The sequence below is a fragment of the Sphingomonas sp. BK345 genome (assembly GCF_014193845.1).
Lineage (GTDB): Bacteria > Pseudomonadota > Alphaproteobacteria > Sphingomonadales > Sphingomonadaceae > Sphingomonas.
In genome coordinates this window covers 634,759-651,989 of the sequence record NZ_JACHZX010000002.1, presented here as the reverse complement: position 1 = coordinate 651,989, position 17,231 = coordinate 634,759, and the positions used below count along the sequence as shown (strand labels likewise).

The following is a 17,231-nucleotide window of genomic DNA, read 5'->3' as shown; positions in this document are numbered from 1 at the left end:
GGACCGGCCAGCGCTTCGAACAAGCCTAAGGAGGGCTTCGCGGGCGGGGCATGCGGCATGCCCCGCCCGCATTCCGCCGAACCCCTACCCCGGCAACGCGGCGCCGAGCTGATCCTCTACCGCCAACGCGCCGAGGAGCACCGCACCGAGCGGCCCGGCGTTGCCACCGAGCGCGGCCGGGACGAGAAACGTATCCATGTCCGTCACTTCCGGTAGCGCGACATAGCCGTTCAGGTTCGCTGCGGTCGCTGCGCGCAGCCGTGGCAGCAGCCAAGGGTTGCCCACCATCACCCCGCCGCCCAGCACGATCCGGCGCGGCACGCCGGTGAGCGTCAGCGTCGCGAACAGCGTCGACAGCGCGCCGACCACCGTCTCCCACGCCGGGTGATCGGCGTCGAGATCCTCGCCCTTGATCCCCGTCCGCGCCGCGATCGCGGGACCGGCGGCGAGTCCTTCGACGCAGGCGCCGTGATAGGGACAGGCGCCGATCCAGTCGTCTCCGGCGACGCGGGGTGGCCGAATATGGCCGAATTCGGAATGGGTCAGCCCGTCGACCGGGCGCCCACGCGCGATCATGCCCGCGCCGACGCCGGTCCCCACCGTGACATAAGCGAGGTCGGGCAGCCCCTTCCCCGCGCCCCAGCGCGCCTCGGCCAGCGCCGCGCCGACGACGTCGCTGTGGAAGCCGACCGGTACGTCGTAGCGCGTGCCCAGCCGCCGCGCGACGTCGGTGTTCGCCCAGTGCGGTTTGGGCGTCGAGGTGATCTTGCCATAGTCGCCTGAGTGCGGATCGATCGAGACCGGACCGAAACTCGCCACGCCGATCGCCGCGAAGCCGCGCCACTGGTCGAGCGCCGCCTCGAGCGCGGGGAGCGTCTCCTCCGGGCGCGTGGTGGGCACACGAACTTCCTCCAGGATCGCGTCCGGACCGCGCGACAGTACCGCGATACACTTGGTCCCGCCGAGTTCAACGCCCGCGATCAGCGGCAATTCCGCCATTCAACTCTCCTCCTGCACTGCGGCGTCGATCCGCCGCAGCATGTCCGTGAACTGGTCGAGCTCGGTCGCGGTGAAGCGACCGAAGATGCGCCGCTCCAGCGCCTTGGCCTCGGGCGCGACCTGCGCGTACAGCGCCTCGCCCGCCGTGCTCAGCCGCAGGTGGTGCGAGCGCCGGTCGGTGTCGTTGGGGCTGCGCTCGAGCAGGCCCCGCCCGGTCAGTGCGATCGCGGCGCGGCTCACCGTCACCTTGTCCATCCGGCTGCGCTCGCCCAGCGCCACTTGCGTGATCGGCGCGTGCTCCGCGATCAGCGTGATGAGCCGCCATTCCGGGATCGACAGTCCGAACAGCGCGTCATAGGCGCGCGCGATCCGGTCGCTCACCCGGTTGGAGGTGACCGACAGCAGGTAGGGCAAGAAGCGGTCGAGATGGAGGCGATCGGCCATGAACTCGCTGCGCTAACACGGGACGCGGCGCAGCGGAACCGGAATGGAAATGTTGCATTCACGTGACGACGATATGACGCCTATCATATAGGCACAGGGGCGCGGCGGGAGGTGCGTCCGGGACGGAGTGAGCGATGGCCTTGGTACAAGCGAACGGGATCGAGATCGACGTGGAAGAGAGCGGCCCGCGCGACGGGCCGGCGATCCTGCTGATCATGGGCCTGGGTGCACAGCTGGTGCGCTGGCCACCGGCGATGGTCGAGGCGCTCGCGGCGCTCGGCTATCGCGTGATCCGCTTCGACAATCGCGACGTGGGTCTTTCCAGCAAGTTCGATCACGCGGGCGTGCCCAGCATCGTGTGGACGGTGATGCAGAAGCAGTTCGGCCGCGTGCCGCCTGTCCCTTACACGCTGACCGACATGGCGGCGGACGCGGTCGGCGTACTCGACGCGCTCGGCGTGGAGCGCGCGCATCTGGTCGGCGCCTCGATGGGTGGCATGATCGCGCAGCTGGTGGCCGCGGGATGGCCGGCGCGCGCCGCCTCGCTCACCTCGATCATGTCCACCACTGGCCATCCCGGCTGCTCGCGCCCGTCGATGCGCGCCACCGCGTTGCTGCTGCGGCATCCGCGCAGCGACGATATCGAGGCGATCGTCGCGCACGGCACGATGGCGGGCCGCGCGGTGAGCGGGCGCTTCCCGATGGAGGACGCGATGATGGCGGAGCGCATCCGTGCCGAGACGCTGCGCAACCGCTGCCCCACCGGCTTCCTGCGTCAGATGGCCGCGATCGTCGCCGACGGCGACCGCACCGAGCGGCTGCGCGCGATCGAGGCACCGACGCTGGCGATCCACGGCAGCGACGACCCGCTGGTGCCACCCGCGGGAGGCCGCGAGACCGCGCGCGCGATCCCGGGGGCGCGGCTGCTCGAGATCGAGGGCATGGGGCATACGCTGCCGCCTGAGCTGATCGAGCCGATCGTCGGCGCCATCGACGAGCATGTCCGTGCCAGCACGGCACCGCGAGTGGCTCGCGCCGCCTGATCTACCCGCGGGTTGACGCCGCCGCGTCGCGACCGGCAGGACAAGGCGCATGACGCTGACTCTCTCGCAGCGCGAGGCGCGCCGGATCGCACTCGCGGCGCAAGGTTTCGGCCGCCGATTGCCGCTGAGCCCTGGTGCGGCGCAGCTGCGTACCACCGCGGAGCGGCTCGGCCTGTTCCAGATCGACAGCGTCAACGTGCTGACGCGCGCGCATTACCTTCCCGCCTTCGCGCGGCTGGGCGGTTACGACCGCGGCCTGCTCGAACGCGACGCCTGGGGGCCGCTGCGCCACCGCCGGTTGTTCGAATATTGGGCGCACGAGGCGTCGCTGCTGCCGCTCGACCTCCACCCGCTACTCCGCTGGCGGATGGCGCGGGCCGAGCGCGGGGAGACCGGCTATCTGCGGCTGCGTCGCTTCGCCGGCGAGGATCGCTCGCGCGCGATGGCGGTGCAGGAACGTATCGCCACCGAGGGACCGCTCACCGCAGCGGACTTCGAGGACGGCGCGAGCCGCAGCGGCTGGTGGGAGTGGAGCGACACCAAGCACGCGCTCGAATGGCTGTTCTGGTCGGGTCGGATCACAACCGCGACGCGGCGCGGCAGCTTCGCGCGCGTGTACGACCTGCCCGAGCGCGTGCTGCCCGCGGCGGTCCTGGCGCTGCCGACGCCCTCGCCCGAAGTGGCGCAGGCGGGGCTGATCGAGCGGGCCGCCCGCGCGCTCGGGGTCGCGACCGCGGCGGACCTGCGCGACTATTATCGGCTGCGTCCAGCCGAGGGCGACCACGCGATCGCGACGTTGGCCGAGTCGGGGAAGCTGCTGCCGGCGCGGGTGGAGGGCTGGTCGCAGCGCACGTGGCTGCATCGTGACGCCGCGCCGCCGCGGCGGGTGCGGGGGGCGGCGTTGCTGGCGCCGTTCGACCCGCTGGTGTGGGAGCGCGGGCGGACCGAACGGCTGTTCGGCTTCCGCTACCGGATCGAGATCTACGTCCCGCAGGAGCGCCGGCAGCACGGCTACTACGTCCTTCCCTTCCTGCTCGACGAGGCGCTGGTGGCGCGGGTCGACCTCAAGGCCGAACGCGCCGCGGGCGTGCTGGCGGCACGGCGTGTGACGCTTGAGCCAGGCGCGCCCGCCGACGCGATGCCGCGGCTGCTGGCAGAGCTGGAGCGGATGGCGGCGTGGCTCGGGCTGGAACGGGTGGTGCTGGGTGGGATCACCGACGGCGGGTGAGTGACAGGGGATGGGCAGCCTCCGCCCCCTCCTTCTGCCGTCGTCCTGAGCTCGTCTCAGGATCCACCGTGCCGCAGGAGTCGCGGTACCTACGTTTGCGGAACCGTGGATCCTGAGACGAGCTCAGGATGACGCCAGCGGCGGGGGCGGCGGACGAAAAAGAGAGCGTCCGCCCGCTCCTGCGCCAGCGCGAGCCGGCGTGACGGAGCGCCCCCCTCACTCCACCGTGACGCTCTTCGCCAGGTTGCGCGGCTGGTCGACGTCGGTCCCCTTCGCCACCGCGACATGGTAGGCGAGCAGCTGCACCGGCACCGCATAGACCAGCGGCGCGATCAGCGGGTGGACCTTGGGCATGGTGATCGTCGCGACACAGCCCTCGCCCGCCGCCTCGACGCCGTCATAGTCGCTGATCAGCAGCACCTTGCCGCCGCGCGCCTGGACCTCCTGCATGTTGCTGACGGTCTTGTCGAACAGCGGACCCGTCGGCGCGATCACCACCACCGGGACATGCTCGTCGATCAGCGCGATTGGCCCGTGCTTCATCTCGCCCGCGGCATAGCCCTCGGCGTGGATGTAGCTGATCTCCTTGAGCTTCAGCGCGCCCTCCAGCGCCAGCGGATAGTCCGTCCCGCGCCCCAAATAGAGCACATCGCGCGCGCCCGCGACGGTGCCCGCGATCGCCTCGATCGACTCGTCATAGGCGAGCGCGCCGTTGATCGCGGCGGGCGCCTCGGCGAGTTGGCGGACGATATTGCGCTCCTCCGCCTCGGTCAGCCGCCCCTTGGCCTTGGCGAGATTGGCGGCGAGCGCGGCGAGCACCGCGAGCTGGCAGGTGAACGCTTTGGTCGAGGCGACGCCGATCTCCGGGCCGGCGTGGGTCGGCAGCAGCAGGTCGGCCTCGCGCGCCATCGTGCTGGTGGGTACGTTGACCACCACCGCGATCGTCTGCTTCTCGGCGCGCGCATGGCGCAACGCAGCGAGCGTGTCCGCGGTCTCGCCCGACTGGCTGATGAAGAGCGCCAGACCGCCCTCCTCCATCACCGGCGCGCGATAGCGGAACTCGCTCGCGACATCGAGGTCGACCGGCACGCGCGCGAACTGCTCGAACCAATATTTGGCGACCATGCCGGCGTAGAAGCTGGTGCCGCACGCCACGATCGTGACGCGGCGGATGCCGGAGAGATCGAAATCGGGGATCGGCAGCACGATCCGCCCTTCGAAGCGCTGCAGATAGCTGCGCAGCGTCTGGGCAACCACGATCGGCTGCTCGTAGATCTCCTTCTGCATGAAGTGGCGGTGGTTGCCCTTGTCGATCAGCGCGCCGGTCACGCCCGAGATCGTCACCGGCCGCTCGACCGGCGCGTTGTCGCGATCGTACACCTGCGCGCCGTCGCGCGTGCAGACGACCCAGTCGCCCTCCTCGAGATAGGCGATCCGCTGCGTCAGCGGGGCGAGCGCGAGCGCGTCCGAGCCGAGATAGGTCTCGCCGTCGCCGTGGCCGACCACCAGCGGCGAGCCGAGCCGCGCGCCGATCAGCAGCTCGGGGTGGCTGCGAAACAGGATCGCCAGCGCGAAGGCGCCGTGGAGCCGCGGCAGCACATCGCGCACCGCGTCCGCGGGCGCGGCACCGGCCTCGACCTTCTCGCTGATCAGGTGCGCGACCACCTCGGTGTCGGTCTCGCTGGTGAAGACGCGGCCGCGCGCGATCAGCTCGTCGCGGAGCGACTTGAAATTCTCGATGATGCCGTTGTGCACCACCGCCACCTCGTCGGTGGCGTGCGGGTGCGCGTTGTTGGTGGTGGGGCCGCCGTGGGTCGCCCAGCGCGTGTGCGCGATCCCGGTGTGGCCGGGCAGCGGCTCCGCAGCCAGTGCGCGCTGGAGGTTGATCAGCTTGCCCGAGGCGCGGCGACGCGCGATCGCGCCATTCACCACGGTGGCGATGCCGGCCGAATCATAGCCGCGATATTCGAGCCGCTTGAGCCCGTCGAGCAGGCGATCCGCCACGTCGTCATGGCCGAGGATACCGACGATACCGCACATCTTATTGGCCGCCCTTCTTCGCCTTCATCGACGCGCGGAAGCGCGCCGCCCAACCCGCGCGCTCTTCCTGCCGACCTCGTGCCAAGGCAAGTGAATCCTCCGTAACATCCCGGACAATAACGGAACCTGCCGCGACGATGGCGCCGGCCCCGATCGTCACCGGGGCGACCAAAGCCGAGTTGGAGCCGATGAACGCGCCCGCGCCGATCACCGTGCGGCTCTTGAGATAGCCGTTGTAGTTGCAGGTGATCGTGCCGGCGCCGATATTGGCCTTCGCGCCGACCTCGGCATCACCGATGTAGCTGAGGTGGTTAGCTTTGGCGCCGGCGTGGAGCACCGCGTTCTTGACCTCGACGAAATTGCCGACCTTGGCGCCCTTCTCGAGCACCGCACCCGGCCGCAGCCGCGCGTAGGGGCCGACCTCGACTCCGCTCGCCACCCTGGCGCCCTCGATATGGCTGAAGGCGTGGATCGTCGCGCCGTCCGCCACCTCGACGCCCGGCCCGAAGACGACGTTCTGCGCGATCGTGACATCCCGGCCAATAACCGTGTCGTGCGCGAACCACACCGTCTCGGGCGCGAGCAACGTCGCTCCCTCCGCCATCGCGCGCGCGCGGCGCGCTTGCTGCCACGTCGCCTCCACGGTCGCGAGTTCGGCGCGGCTGTTGACCCCCGCAACTTCGTCCGCCGCCGCCTCGATCACCGCGGCCTGTCCCGACAGCTCAACCACGTCGGTGAGGTAATATTCCCCCGCCGCATTGGCGTTGCCGAGCCGGGCCAGCAGCGCGAACAGCCGCTCGCCGCGAACCGCCATCAGCCCGGTGTTGCACAGATCGACCGCGCGCTCGGTCGCATTGGCGTCCTTGAATTCGACGATCCGCTCGAGCCGGTCGCCGCCGGGCGCGACAATCAGCCGGCCGTAGGCGCCAGGGTCGGTGGGGCGGAAGCCGAGCACCACCACGTCGGGCGAGTCCGCGGTGTGGAGCCGGTCGAGCATCGCGCGCATCGTCGCCGCGCTGACCAGCGGGACGTCGCCGTAGAGGATCAGCACGTCGCCAGAGAAGCCCACCAGCGCCGCCTCGGCCTGCATCACCGCGTGGCCGGTGCCGAGCTGCTCGGCCTGATGCGCGGTGGCGGCGCCGAGCGGCGCCACCGCCGCCTCGACCTGCTCGCGCCCGGCCCCGACCACGACGACGGTGCGCTCTGGCGCGAGCGACGCCGCACTGGCGAGCAGGTGGAGCAGCATCGGGTGTCCCGCGATGGGATGCAGCACCTTGTGCAGATCGGATTTCATCCGCGTGCCCTTGCCAGCGGCGAGGACGACGACAGCGACGGGCGGCTGGCTCGACATGACCGTGCCCTGCCACCCTTTGCTTGCCAATTCCAGTACGAGGCGGCAACGCGGCGCGCGCATGACCGACTTCCCCTTTCCAATCGTCGGGTTCGACCTCGACGGCACCCTGCTCGACACCTCGGGCGACCTCACCGCGGCGACCAACCACGCGCTCGCCTCGGTTGGGCGACCGACACTGAGCGTCGAGCAGGTCAAGCCGATGATCGGCGGCGGTGCGCGCCACATGCTGGCGCAGGGCATGGCGGCGACAGGCGGCTGCTCGGAGGAGGAGCTGGCGGTGCTGCACCGGCGGCTGCTCGACTATTACGAGGCGCATCTCACGGTCCACACCCAGCCCTACCCTCACGTGATCAAGACGCTCGACGCGCTGGACGCGCGCGGCGTGCGGCTCGCGGTGGTGACCAACAAGCTCGAGCATCTCGCGCGTCAGGTGCTCGGTCAGCTCGGTCTGACCAGGCGCTTCGTCACGATTATCGGCGGCGATACGATGGGGCCGGGCAACGGCAAGCCGTCGCGGCAGCCGATCGACGCCATGGTGGCGCGCTGCGGCGGCGGGCGCGCGGCGTTCGTCGGTGATTCGATCTACGACATACAGGCCGCGCACGCCGCCGGGCTGCCCGCGGTGGCGTGCCGCTTCGGCTTCCTGATGCAGCCCGTCGAGGAGCTCGGCGCGGACGCGATCATCGACGGCTTCGACGACCTCATCCCCACGCTGGAGCGGCTATGACCGAGACCACCTCGCTGGCGCAGGTGCGCCCGCTGTTCCTCGTCGCGCTGATCATCGCGACCGTGGGCGCGGTGACGCTGGCGCTGATGCCGCATCCGCCGTCGCTCGGCCACGTCAGCGACAAATGGCAGCACATGTTCGCCTTCGGCACGCTCACGATCCTGTCGGTGCTCGCGTTTCCGGCAACCTCGCTGCTGCGCATCGGCGAGCGCATGTCGTTCCTCGGCGCGCTGATCGAGGTATTCCAGTCGATCCCCTCGCTCCACCGCGACTGCGACGTAATGGACTGGCTGGCCGACACGCTGATCATCGTCGCGGTGTTGTTCGTGATCGTGCTATTCCGTCGCCTTGACGCTCGCGGGCCCGGTGCCCAGCCGCGACGATCTGCGCTACACCGGCGCGCGTGATCGACGAGATCCCGCTTCGCACCTGGCTCGCGGTCGCGATCGCGGCAGCGACCGCCGCGGTCGTGCTCGCGCTCGCGGACGATTATCAGACCGCGCTCGCCGCGCTGGCGGGCTGCGCGGCGCTGGTGGTGATCATCGCCACCATCCCGGAAGAGCTGCCCGCCGACAGCGCGCCCGAGCCGACCCGCGCCGAAGTCCCTTTCGAGGCCGCGCTCGAGGCGATCGCGGAGCCTGTGCTGGTACTTCGTGCCGGACGAGTCGTGGTCGCCAACGCCGCGGCGCGCGCGTTGCTCGGCCAGCATATCCTCGGCGAGGACGCGCGCGTCGCGATCCGTCATCCCGGTGCGGCCGAACATCTCGCCGAGGGCGCCGAGCATCCGGTCGACCTGGTCGGGATCGGCACGCTCGACCAGCGCTGGCAGATGCGCACCGCCGCGCTCGGGCCCGCGCTGCGGCTGGTCCATCTCGTCGACCAGACCGACCAATATGCCGCCGAGCGGATGCGCGTCGATTTCGTCGCCAACGCCAGCCACGAGCTGCGCACCCCGCTGGCCTCGATCCTCGGCTATGTCGAGACGCTCGCCGACGCCGCGGGCGAGGACCCCGGGCTGCGCCAGCGCTTCCTCGGCATCGTCTTCGACGAGGCGCGGCGGATGGAGCGGCTCGTCGAGGACCTGATGAGCCTGTCGCGGATCGAGGCGGAGAAATTTCGTCTGCCGCGCGCCGAGGTCAACCTGACCGAACTGGTACAGGACGCGTGCGACTCGCTCTCCACCACCCACGGCGACCGCGGCGGCGACATCCGGCTGGAGCTGGCCGAGGACATGCCGCGCGTAATCGGCGACCAGGCGCAGCTCTCACAACTGATTCACAATCTGATCGGCAACGCGATGAAGTACGGCCGGGCGGGCACGCCGGTGGAGGTGTCGCTGAGCGCCGTCGACCGCAACCTCTGCCTCGTCGTGGCGGATCAAGGCGAGGGCATCGCCCCTGAGCATCTGCCGCGCCTGACCGAGCGCTTCTACCGAGTCGATCCCGGCCGCAGCCGCTCGCTCGGTGGTACCGGTTTGGGCCTCGCCATCGTCAAGCATATCGTCGAGCGCCATCGCGGGCGGCTCGACATCACCAGCCAGGTCGGGGTCGGCACGCGCGTGGCCGTTACCCTTCCCGCCGCCGTACCCGCACCGCTGGCCTGAGCGCGGCACGGCCACCGCTGTCATCAAGGCGTAACTCACGTGTCACATTGGCGGCGCCATCGCGGCGCCGTGTCGGCTGCCCGCTCGGGGGAATGATGTCGCGTCTCGTCCACGCGCTCGCGGCCAGGATGCCAGCGACGCTGCCCTACACCATGCTGGCGACGGTGGCGTGCGGCATGCTGGGCGGCTGCGTCGATCAGGCCGCTGGCGGCGCGTCGGGATCGCGCGATCAGATCCGCATCGTCGGCTCCTCCACCGTCTACCCCTTCACGACCCTGGTCGCCGAGCAGTTCCTCGCCAATACGCCGGGCGCGAAGCCGCCGGTGATCGAGTCGACCGGCACGGGCGCGGGGATGAAATTGTTCTGCGCCGGCATCGGTGCAGCTCATCCCGACATCGAGGACGCGTCGCGACGGATGCATCGGTCCGAATATGACGCGTGCGCGCGCCACGGTGTCGGTGCGGTGCTCGAGGTACAGGTCGGCATCGACGGCATCGCCCTTGCCGAGTCGCTGCGTGGGCCGGGTCTGGCGCTGACCACGACGGACCTCTATCGCGCGCTCGCCGCGGCGCCCGGCGGACGCCGCAACACCGCGCGGCTGTGGCGCGACGTCGACCCGGCGCTGCCCGCGATCCCGATCCAGGTCTACGGGCCACCGGCGACGAGCGGGACACGCGACTCGTTCGTCGAGCTGATCATGGCGCCGGGCTGCGAGGCGGTCCAGCCCGACACGCGCGCGCTGCGCGAGCGCGCGCCCGAGCTCTTCGCCGCGCGCTGCCACCGGATGCGCGACGACGGCGCCTATATCGACGCGGGCGAGAACGACAATCTCATCGTCCAGAAGTTGCGGGCCAACCCCGACGCGATCGGAATCTTCGGCTATGCCTATCTCGAGGAGAATGGCGGCGCGGTACGCGGCGTGACGCTCGGCGGTGTGGCGCCGAGCTACGCCACGATCGCCGACGGCAGCTATCCCGGCGCGCGGCCGCTCTACCTCTACGTCAAGAAGGCGCACCTGCGCGCCATCCCCGGGCTGCGCGCCTTTCTTCGCCAATATGGCGCCTTATGGGGCCGGCAGGGACCGCTGGTGCGACGCGGGCTGATCGCCTCGCCCGAGCCGGTGCAGCGTCGCGCCGCCGCGGTGATCGCGCAGGAGATCGCGCTCGATCCGGCGGAGTTGCGCTGATGTCGCCGCTCGCGCTCGCCTTCGTGATCGCCGCACTCGCGCTGATCGGCTGGGTCACGGCGCGCGCGCGCGCCGCGCGCTTCCGCCGCGGCACTGCTCGCCGCTTCAGCTCGCTGCCGCAGCATCATGGCTGGTTCGTCGCGATGGGCACGCTGCTGCCGGCGCTGCTGTTTCTCACGGTGTGGCATCTCACCTCACCCGCGCTGGTGACCGAGGCGGTGCTCGCCACGCCCGGTGCAGCGACGCTGCCCCCGCCCGGACTCGACCGCGCCGCCATCCTGGCGGAGGCGCGCAACCTCGCCGCCGGACGCGCCTATGGCGCGTTTCACCCGCTCTCGGAGCAGCTCGCGCCGGCCTATGCCGCGGCGCAGGCGCGCTACGACTGGATCGCCACCGCGGTGGCGCTGCTGCTAGCCTTCGTCGGCGGTGCGCTCTGCTACCTGCGCGTACGCCCCGGCTTCTCGGCGCGCACGCACGTCGAGCGCGTGATCATGGGCGCGCTTCTCGGCGCCTCGCTGATCGCGATCGTGACCACGATCGGGATCGTCGTCTCGTTGCTGTTCGAGAGCGCGCGCTTCTTCCGGATCGTGCCGCTCAGCGATTTTCTGCTCGGCATGCACTGGAGTCCGCAGGCGATCGACCCGCGCGATCCCGGCGCCTCGCTCGGCGCGGTGCCCTTGTTCTGGGGTACTTTCTTCATCGGGGCGGTGATCGCGATGGCGGTGGCGATCCCGTTCGGGCTGATGAGCGCGATCTACCTGACGCAATATGCGCGACCGGCGACGCGGCGCTGGGTGAAGCCGCTGCTCGAGATCCTCGCGGGCGTGCCGACCGTCGTGTACGGCTATTTCGCGGCGCTGACGGTGGCGCCGGCGGTGCGCGACCTCGGCGTCGCGCTGGGGGTGAGCTGGGCCTCGTCCGAGAGCGCGCTCGCCGCGGGGGCGGTGATGGGCGTGATGATCATCCCCTTCGTCTCCTCCATGGCGGACGACTCGCTTTCCGCGGTGCCCGCGGCCATGCGCGACGGCAGCCTCGCGATGGGCGCGACCAGCTCGGAGACGATCCGGCAGGTGCTCCTTCCCGCCGCCCTCCCCGGCGTGGTCGGCGGCGTGCTGCTGGCGGTGAGCCGCGCGATCGGCGAGACGATGATCGTGGTGATGGCCGCGTCCGGCGTGGCGACGCTGACGCTCAACCCCTCCGCCAGTGCCACCACCGTGACCAAGCAGATCGTCGACCTGCTCACCGGCGAGGCGGCGTTCGACTCGGCCAAGACGCTCGCCGCCTTCGCCCTGGGGCTCACGCTGTTCGTCATCACCCTGCTGCTCAACGTCGTCGCGCTGATCGTGGTGCGCCGCTACCGCGAGGCCTATGAGTAAGTCGCTCGTCCCACAGGCGCCGGTGAGCGCCGCCGAGACGGCCGAACGACGCCCGACCGACTGGCGCACCGCGTCGATGCAGCGCCGCGTGCGCCAGCGCTACGCCGCCGAGCGGCGCTTCCGCCTGCTCGGGCTCGCCGCGGTGGTCGCCTCGGCCGCCTTCCTGCTATTCCTGCTCGCGTCCATGCTGGCGCGCGGTGCCGGCGGCTTTGTCGAGACGCGGATCGCGCTGCCGCTCGACCTCGCGCGCGCCGGGCTGAACGTCACGCCGGCGCATCTTCGCGGCCCGCGCGCCGATCTCGCGCTCGCCGGGGCCGGCTTGGAGCGAGCGGTCGACACGGCCTCCGAGACCGCCTTCCCGCGTGACGGCGGCGCGGCGCTGCTGTCCGACGCGTCGTGGCTGCGCGTGCGCGAGGCGGTCAAACGCGACCCCAGCCTGCTGAGTCGCCGCGCGACCATCGACGTACCCGTCGCCTCGCGGCTCGACATCGCTTTCAAGGGCGGCGGCTCGCGTGCTGACCGGGCAATCGCCCGATCACTCGCGCCACGTCTCTCGCGCGGGCTCAACCACGACTTCCTCGGCGGCGCCGACTCGACCGACCCGACCCGCGCGGGCATCTGGGGCGCGCTCAAAGGCTCGCTGCTGACGATGCTGGTGACCTTGCTGCTCGCCTTCCCGATCGGCGTGTTCTCGGCGCTCTACCTCGAGGAATATGCGCCGCGGAACCGCTGGACCGACCTGATCGAGGTATCGATCAACAACCTCGCCGCGGTGCCCTCGATCATCTTCGGACTGCTCGGGCTCGCCGTGTTCCTCGGCACGTTCCACATGCCGCGCTCGGCCGCGCTGGTCGGCGGGTTGACGCTCGCGCTGATGACCACGCCGGTGATCGTGATCGCGGCGCGCAACGCGATCGGCTCGGTGCCGCCCTCGATCCGCGACGCCGCGCGCGCGCTGGGCGCCTCGCCGGTGCAGGTGGTGTTCCACCACGTACTGCCGCTGGCGCTGCCCGGCATCCTCACCGGCACCATCATCGGCATGGCGCGCGCGCTGGGCGAGACCGCGCCGCTGCTGATGATCGGCATGCGCGCTTTCATCGCCGCCCCGCCCCAGCGGCTGACCGATCCGGCGACGGTGCTGCCGGTGCAAATCTTCCTGTGGTCCGACGACGTGCAGGCCGGTTTCGTCGAGAAGACTTCGGCCGCGATCATCGTGCTACTCGTCTTCCTGCTGGCGATGAACGGCCTCGCCATCTACCTTCGCAACCGTTTCGAGACCCGCTGGTGATGAGCAACGCCCCGCCCAAGATGACCGCGAGCGGCGTCGACGTCTTCTACGGCGCGAAGCAGGCGATCCGCGACGTCAGCATCGACGTGCGCCAGGAGGACGTCACCGCCTTCATCGGACCGTCGGGCTGCGGCAAGTCGACCTTCCTGCGCACGCTCAACCGCATGAACGACACCATCCCAGGCGCGCGTGTCTCGGGCGACATCCGGCTCGACGGCGAAGACGTCTACGCCAAGGCGATGGACGTGGTACAGCTGCGCGCGCGCGTCGGCATGGTGTTCCAGAAACCCAATCCCTTCCCCAAGTCGATCTTCGAGAATGTCGCCTACGGCCCGCGGATCCATGGGCTGGCGCGCTCCAAGGCGGATCTCGCGCAGATCGTCGAGCGCTCGCTCACCCGCGCCGGCCTGTGGAACGAGGTCAAGGACCGGCTCGGCGACTCGGGTACGGCACTGTCGGGCGGGCAGCAGCAAAGGCTGTGCATCGCGCGCGCGATCGCGGTCGACCCCGAGGTGATCCTGATGGACGAGCCGTGCAGCGCGCTCGATCCCGTCGCCACCGCGCGGATCGAGGAGCTGATCCACGACCTGCGCGGGCGCTACGCCATCGTGATCGTCACCCACAACATGCAGCAGGCGGCGCGGGTGAGCCAGCGCACCGCCTTCTTCCACCTCGGCCAGTTGGTCGAATATGGCGACACGTCCGACATCTTCACCAACCCGCGGGAGGAACGGACGAAGGATTATATCACCGGGCGCTACGGCTGAGAGACGGGACGGGACGGGACGGATGGCGAACAGCCAGGAACATACGGTCAAGGCCTTCGACCAGGACATCGGCCAGCTGCGCGGGTTGATCTCGCAGATGGGCGGGCTGGCGGAGCGCGCGATCGCGGACGCGATGGTGGCGCTGCAGCGCGGCGACGCCGAACAGGCCGCGCGCGTGGCGGCGGGCGATCGCCAGATCGACGCGCTGGAGGCGGAGGTGGAGCGCACCGCGGTGCGGATCATCGCACTGCGCGCGCCGATGGCGGACGACCTGCGCGAGGTGGTCGCCGCGCTCAAGATCGCCGGCGTGGTCGAGCGCATCGCCGATTATGCCAAGAACATCGCGCGTCGCGTGCCCCAGATCGAGAGCGAGCATCGCATCGATCCGATCTCCACCCTTCCCGCGATGGCGAAGATGGCGTCCGGGATGGTCCACAACGTGCTCGATGCCTTCGCCGCGCGCGATCCCGATCAGGCGTTGGCGGTGTGCGAGAGCGATCGCGCGCTGGACGATTTCTATGACAGCATCTTCCGCACGCTCGTGACCTACATGGTCGAGAACCCGAAGACGATCAGCCAGTGCGCGCACCTGCTGTTCGTCGCCAAGAACCTGGAGCGGATCGGGGATCACGCCACCAATGTGGCGGAGATGGTCTATTTCGCGGCAACGGGAACGCGATTGACCGAGCGCGACAAGCTTCATCACGGGGGTACCATCTGATGGCCAAGGCCCGCATGCTGCTGGTGGAGGACGACGCCAGCCTCGCCGAACTGCTCGTGTGGCATTTCACGCGCGAGCATTTCGCCGTCCAGCACACGATCGACGGTGAGGAAGCCCTGCTGATGGCGAGGGAGACCCCGCCGGACATCGTGCTGCTCGACTGGATGGTCGAGGGCATCTCGGGGATCGAGGTGTGCCGCCGCCTGCGCCGCGCCGCCGAGACGCAGAATGTGCCGATCATCATGCTCACCGCGCGCGGCGAGGAGGAGGACCGGGTCCGCGGGCTGGAGACCGGCGCCGACGATTACGTCACCAAGCCCTTCTCGCCGCGCGAGCTGGTGGCGCGTGTCGGCGCGGTGCTGCGTCGCGTCCGCCCGGCGCTGGCGGGCGAGCAGCTCACCTACGCCGACCTCGAGATGGACACGGTCGGCCACAAGGTGCGCCGGGGCGGCGAGGTGGTCGCGCTCGGGCCGACCGAGTTCCGGCTGCTCAAGCACTTCCTCGAGCATCCCGGCCATGTCTTCTCGCGCGAGCGGCTGCTCGACAGCGTCTGGGGGCACGACAGCGACATCGAGAGCCGCACCGTCGACGTTCACATCCGCCGCCTGCGCAAGGCGATCAACGAGGGCGGACGGCCGGACATCATTCGCACGGTGCGCTCGGCCGGCTATGCGCTAGATACGGGACATTGAGGCTTAACTACAGGTAGTTAAATTGAGAGGCGCCCGTGCTCCTGCGAAGGCAGGAGCCCAGGGAGGCGGGGCGCTACACCCTTGGCGCTGGGATCCCGCGTTCGCGGGAACACGACATCACGGGCGTATCGTCGCCGCCTCTTCTTCGGTGCGCCGGCGCAACGATGGACCTTTTCTCGCCGCCAGTTCGTTGGCCGACCCGCGTGACTTTACGCGTTTCTGACCGAACGCACGGCAGGAGAGAGAACATGAAGACGATCCTTCTGGCAGCAGCCGCCGTCATCGCCATCCCGACGATGGCGATCGCGCAGGACACTCCGCAGCAGACGCCGCAGACCGGCACGATGCAGCCCGACACCACCACCGCGCCCGACGCCACCGCGCCGGCTGACGCGGCCCCGGCGCCCTCGGCCGACACCACCGCCGATCCGGCGATGAGCCAGCAGCAGGCGCCGATGCAGAGCGCGCCCTCGACCGGTGACGCCGCGACGCCGCCGTCGGCCAGCCCCGCCTCGCCGCAGCCCGCCGCGGGGGGCGCGATGGGCACCGAAACCGCGGGCGGCTACCAGCCGTCGCAGCCGGCGCTGTCCGGTACGCCGCAGCCCGGCGCGACCGTGCGCTTCCAGCCCGCGCCGTCGCCCGATCAGGCCTATCCGGCGCCCGCAGCCAAGTCGGAGTACCCGGTCTGCAAGAAGGGCCAGTATGACGGCTGCATGCAGGCGAGCGACGCCGGCGGCAAGAAGCGCGCGCGCGCGCGTCGTCGCTGACGGGACAGGACGGGCTTCTCGCCCGTCCCGCACCTGATTAGGAAAGGCGCTCCATCGCACGAGGGGGCGCCTTTCTCATGTCCATTCGCTTCGACGACCGCGTCGCCATCGTCACCGGCGCCGGCGGCGGACTGGGGCGGCACTATGCGCTCGAACTGGCGCGACGCGGTGCGCGCGTCGTCGTCAACGATCTCGGCGGCGACCGCTCGGGCCAGGGCGGCTCCGACGCGGCGGAGGCGGTGGTCGAGGAGATCCGCGCCGCCGGCGGCGAGGCGTTCGCCAACGGCGCCAGCGTGACTGATATGACCGCGATGGAAGAGATGGTCGCCCGTGCCTGCGAAGCCTGGGGCGGCGTCCACGTTCTGATCAACAACGCCGGCGTGCTGCGCGACCGCACCTTCGCGAAGATGACGCCGAAGGATTTCGCGTTCGTCGTCGACGTCCACCTGATCGGCTCGGCGAACGCCACCAAGGCTTGTTGGGAGACCTTCCTCGAGCAGCACTACGGCCGCGTGCTGATGACTGCTTCGTCATCGGGCCTGTTCGGCAATTTCGGTCAGGCGAATTACGGCGCCGCCAAACTGGGTCTCGTCGGGCTGGCGCGCACGCTTCACCTCGAGGGCGCGCGCTACGGCATTCGCGTCAATACGATCGCGCCGGTGGCCGGCACGCGGATGACGGAGGAGCTGTTCCCGGCCGAGGCCTATGCCGCCTTCGCGCCCGAGAAGGTCGCGCCGGCCGCGCTGTTCCTCGTCAGCGAGGAGGCGCCGAGCAACCAGATCGTCGGTGCCGGCGCCGGCGTGTTCCAGGCGAGCCAGATCACGCTCACGCCGGGCGTGCTGCTCGAGGGCGAGGCGCTCTCACCCGAGGGCGTCGCGGCGCACTGGTCGGCGATCACCGACCGCACCGGCGAGACCGTGCCCGAGTCGGGCGCCGCGCAGGCGATGCTGATCGGCGCAAAACTTTCTAAGGGTTGAGCGACCGACCCGATCGGG

17 protein-coding genes are annotated in these 17,231 nt (G+C 70.3%); 13 read left to right on the top strand and 4 right to left on the bottom strand.

The genetic code is table 11. The features are described from left to right. Nucleotides 1–84: 84 nt before the first annotated feature. Both FHY03_RS08240 and FHY03_RS08235 read right to left on the bottom strand, forming a co-directional pair. Nucleotides 85–999, bottom strand: coding sequence for an ROK family protein (locus tag FHY03_RS08240; protein WP_183929961.1), 915 nt, complete (start codon nt 997–999; stop codon nt 85–87). Then, complete coding sequence (locus FHY03_RS08235) at nt 1,000–1,443, bottom strand: MarR family winged helix-turn-helix transcriptional regulator (protein ID WP_183920529.1); 444 nt, start codon at nt 1,441–1,443, stop codon at nt 1,000–1,002. A 134-nt stretch (nt 1,444–1,577) separates the two neighbouring features. On the opposite strand from FHY03_RS08235, the gene FHY03_RS08230 reads away from it, so the two are divergent. Beyond that, nucleotides 1,578–2,486: an alpha/beta fold hydrolase gene (locus FHY03_RS08230; protein WP_183929959.1), complete on the top strand. Its 909-nt coding sequence runs from the start codon at nt 1,578–1,580 to the stop codon at nt 2,484–2,486. Nucleotides 2,487–2,535: 49 nt separating this feature from the next. Then, nucleotides 2,536–3,714 (top strand): winged helix-turn-helix domain-containing protein, encoded by a 1,179-nt coding sequence (locus FHY03_RS08225; RefSeq protein ID WP_183929957.1) that lies wholly within the window; start codon nt 2,536–2,538, stop codon nt 3,712–3,714. A gap of 216 nt (nt 3,715–3,930) precedes the next feature. Here FHY03_RS08225 and glmS read toward each other — a convergent pair whose 3' ends face one another. Beyond that, nucleotides 3,931–5,754, bottom strand: a complete 1,824-nt coding sequence (gene glmS / locus FHY03_RS08220; RefSeq protein WP_183929955.1) for a glutamine--fructose-6-phosphate transaminase (isomerizing) — start codon at nt 5,752–5,754, stop codon at nt 3,931–3,933. A 1-nt stretch (nt 5,755) separates the two neighbouring features. Further along, complete coding sequence (glmU, locus tag FHY03_RS08215) at nt 5,756–7,105, bottom strand: bifunctional UDP-N-acetylglucosamine diphosphorylase/glucosamine-1-phosphate N-acetyltransferase GlmU (protein WP_183929953.1); 1,350 nt, start codon at nt 7,103–7,105, stop codon at nt 5,756–5,758. A 61-nt stretch (nt 7,106–7,166) separates the two neighbouring features. Here glmU and FHY03_RS08210 point away from each other — a divergent pair, with 61 nt between their 5' ends. The 11 genes from FHY03_RS08210 (at nt 7,167) to FHY03_RS08160 (ending at nt 17,213) form a co-directional block, all read left to right on the top strand. After that, complete coding sequence (locus tag FHY03_RS08210) at nt 7,167–7,835, top strand: HAD-IA family hydrolase (protein WP_183929951.1); 669 nt, start codon at nt 7,167–7,169, stop codon at nt 7,833–7,835. Beyond that, nucleotides 7,832–8,242, top strand: coding sequence for a VanZ family protein (locus tag FHY03_RS08205; RefSeq protein WP_260158777.1), 411 nt, complete (start codon nt 7,832–7,834; stop codon nt 8,240–8,242). The genes FHY03_RS08210 and FHY03_RS08205 overlap by 4 nt, the downstream gene beginning before the upstream one ends. Continuing rightward, nucleotides 8,239–9,438: an ATP-binding protein gene (locus FHY03_RS08200; protein WP_183929949.1), complete on the top strand. Its 1,200-nt coding sequence runs from the start codon at nt 8,239–8,241 to the stop codon at nt 9,436–9,438. Before FHY03_RS08205 ends, FHY03_RS08200 begins: the two co-directional genes overlap by 4 nt. A gap of 95 nt (nt 9,439–9,533) precedes the next feature. Continuing rightward, nucleotides 9,534–10,625: a substrate-binding domain-containing protein gene (locus FHY03_RS08195; RefSeq protein WP_183929947.1), complete on the top strand. Its 1,092-nt coding sequence runs from the start codon at nt 9,534–9,536 to the stop codon at nt 10,623–10,625. Then, complete coding sequence (gene pstC, locus FHY03_RS08190; RefSeq protein ID WP_183929945.1) at nt 10,625–12,001, top strand: phosphate ABC transporter permease subunit PstC; 1,377 nt, start codon at nt 10,625–10,627, stop codon at nt 11,999–12,001. Before FHY03_RS08195 ends, pstC begins: the two co-directional genes overlap by 1 nt. Beyond that, entirely contained in the window at nt 11,994–13,289 is a 1,296-nt protein-coding gene (gene pstA, locus FHY03_RS08185; RefSeq protein WP_183929943.1) for a phosphate ABC transporter permease PstA, read from the top strand. The genes pstC and pstA overlap by 8 nt, the downstream gene beginning before the upstream one ends. Next, on the top strand, nt 13,289–14,056 hold the full coding sequence (gene pstB, locus FHY03_RS08180) for a phosphate ABC transporter ATP-binding protein PstB (RefSeq protein ID WP_183920539.1): 768 nt from the start codon (nt 13,289–13,291) through the stop codon (nt 14,054–14,056). The genes pstA and pstB overlap by 1 nt, the downstream gene beginning before the upstream one ends. Nucleotides 14,057–14,078: 22 nt before the next feature. Next, nucleotides 14,079–14,777, top strand: coding sequence for a phosphate signaling complex protein PhoU (phoU, locus tag FHY03_RS08175; protein WP_183929941.1), 699 nt, complete (start codon nt 14,079–14,081; stop codon nt 14,775–14,777). Further along, the gene (phoB, locus tag FHY03_RS08170) at nt 14,777–15,469 is read left to right on the top strand and encodes a phosphate regulon transcriptional regulator PhoB (protein ID WP_183920541.1); all 693 of its coding nucleotides are present in this window, start codon (nt 14,777–14,779) and stop codon (nt 15,467–15,469) included. The genes phoU and phoB overlap by 1 nt, the downstream gene beginning before the upstream one ends. 248 nt (nt 15,470–15,717) lie before the next feature. After that, nucleotides 15,718–16,236, top strand: a complete 519-nt coding sequence (locus FHY03_RS08165; RefSeq protein ID WP_183920542.1) for a hypothetical protein — start codon at nt 15,718–15,720, stop codon at nt 16,234–16,236. A 77-nt stretch (nt 16,237–16,313) separates the two neighbouring features. Further along, nucleotides 16,314–17,213: an SDR family NAD(P)-dependent oxidoreductase gene (locus FHY03_RS08160; RefSeq protein ID WP_183929939.1), complete on the top strand. Its 900-nt coding sequence runs from the start codon at nt 16,314–16,316 to the stop codon at nt 17,211–17,213. Nucleotides 17,214–17,231 lie beyond the last annotated feature (18 nt).

What these genes read in the sequence shown, in the direction of transcription:
- FHY03_RS08240 (WP_183929961.1), bottom strand. Translation starts at nt 999, where the DNA reads ATGGCGGAATTGCCGCTGATCGCGGGCGTTGAACTCGGCGGGACCAAG.
- FHY03_RS08235 (WP_183920529.1), bottom strand. Translation starts at nt 1,443, where the DNA reads ATGGCCGATCGCCTCCATCTCGACCGCTTCTTGCCCTACCTGCTGTCG.
- FHY03_RS08230 (WP_183929959.1), top strand. Translation starts at nt 1,578, where the DNA reads ATGGCCTTGGTACAAGCGAACGGGATCGAGATCGACGTGGAAGAGAGC.
- FHY03_RS08225 (WP_183929957.1), top strand. Translation starts at nt 2,536, where the DNA reads ATGACGCTGACTCTCTCGCAGCGCGAGGCGCGCCGGATCGCACTCGCG.
- glmS (WP_183929955.1), bottom strand. Translation starts at nt 5,754, where the DNA reads ATGTGCGGTATCGTCGGTATCCTCGGCCATGACGACGTGGCGGATCGC.
- glmU (WP_183929953.1), bottom strand. Translation starts at nt 7,105, where the DNA reads ATGTCGAGCCAGCCGCCCGTCGCTGTCGTCGTCCTCGCCGCTGGCAAG.
- FHY03_RS08210 (WP_183929951.1), top strand. Translation starts at nt 7,167, where the DNA reads ATGACCGACTTCCCCTTTCCAATCGTCGGGTTCGACCTCGACGGCACC.
- FHY03_RS08205 (WP_260158777.1), top strand. Translation starts at nt 7,832, where the DNA reads ATGACCGAGACCACCTCGCTGGCGCAGGTGCGCCCGCTGTTCCTCGTC.
- FHY03_RS08195 (WP_183929947.1), top strand. Translation starts at nt 9,534, where the DNA reads ATGTCGCGTCTCGTCCACGCGCTCGCGGCCAGGATGCCAGCGACGCTG.
- pstC (WP_183929945.1), top strand. Translation starts at nt 10,625, where the DNA reads ATGTCGCCGCTCGCGCTCGCCTTCGTGATCGCCGCACTCGCGCTGATC.
- pstA (WP_183929943.1), top strand. Translation starts at nt 11,994, where the DNA reads ATGAGTAAGTCGCTCGTCCCACAGGCGCCGGTGAGCGCCGCCGAGACG.
- pstB (WP_183920539.1), top strand. Translation starts at nt 13,289, where the DNA reads ATGAGCAACGCCCCGCCCAAGATGACCGCGAGCGGCGTCGACGTCTTC.
- phoU (WP_183929941.1), top strand. Translation starts at nt 14,079, where the DNA reads ATGGCGAACAGCCAGGAACATACGGTCAAGGCCTTCGACCAGGACATC.
- phoB (WP_183920541.1), top strand. Translation starts at nt 14,777, where the DNA reads ATGGCCAAGGCCCGCATGCTGCTGGTGGAGGACGACGCCAGCCTCGCC.
- FHY03_RS08165 (WP_183920542.1), top strand. Translation starts at nt 15,718, where the DNA reads ATGAAGACGATCCTTCTGGCAGCAGCCGCCGTCATCGCCATCCCGACG.
- FHY03_RS08160 (WP_183929939.1), top strand. Translation starts at nt 16,314, where the DNA reads ATGTCCATTCGCTTCGACGACCGCGTCGCCATCGTCACCGGCGCCGGC.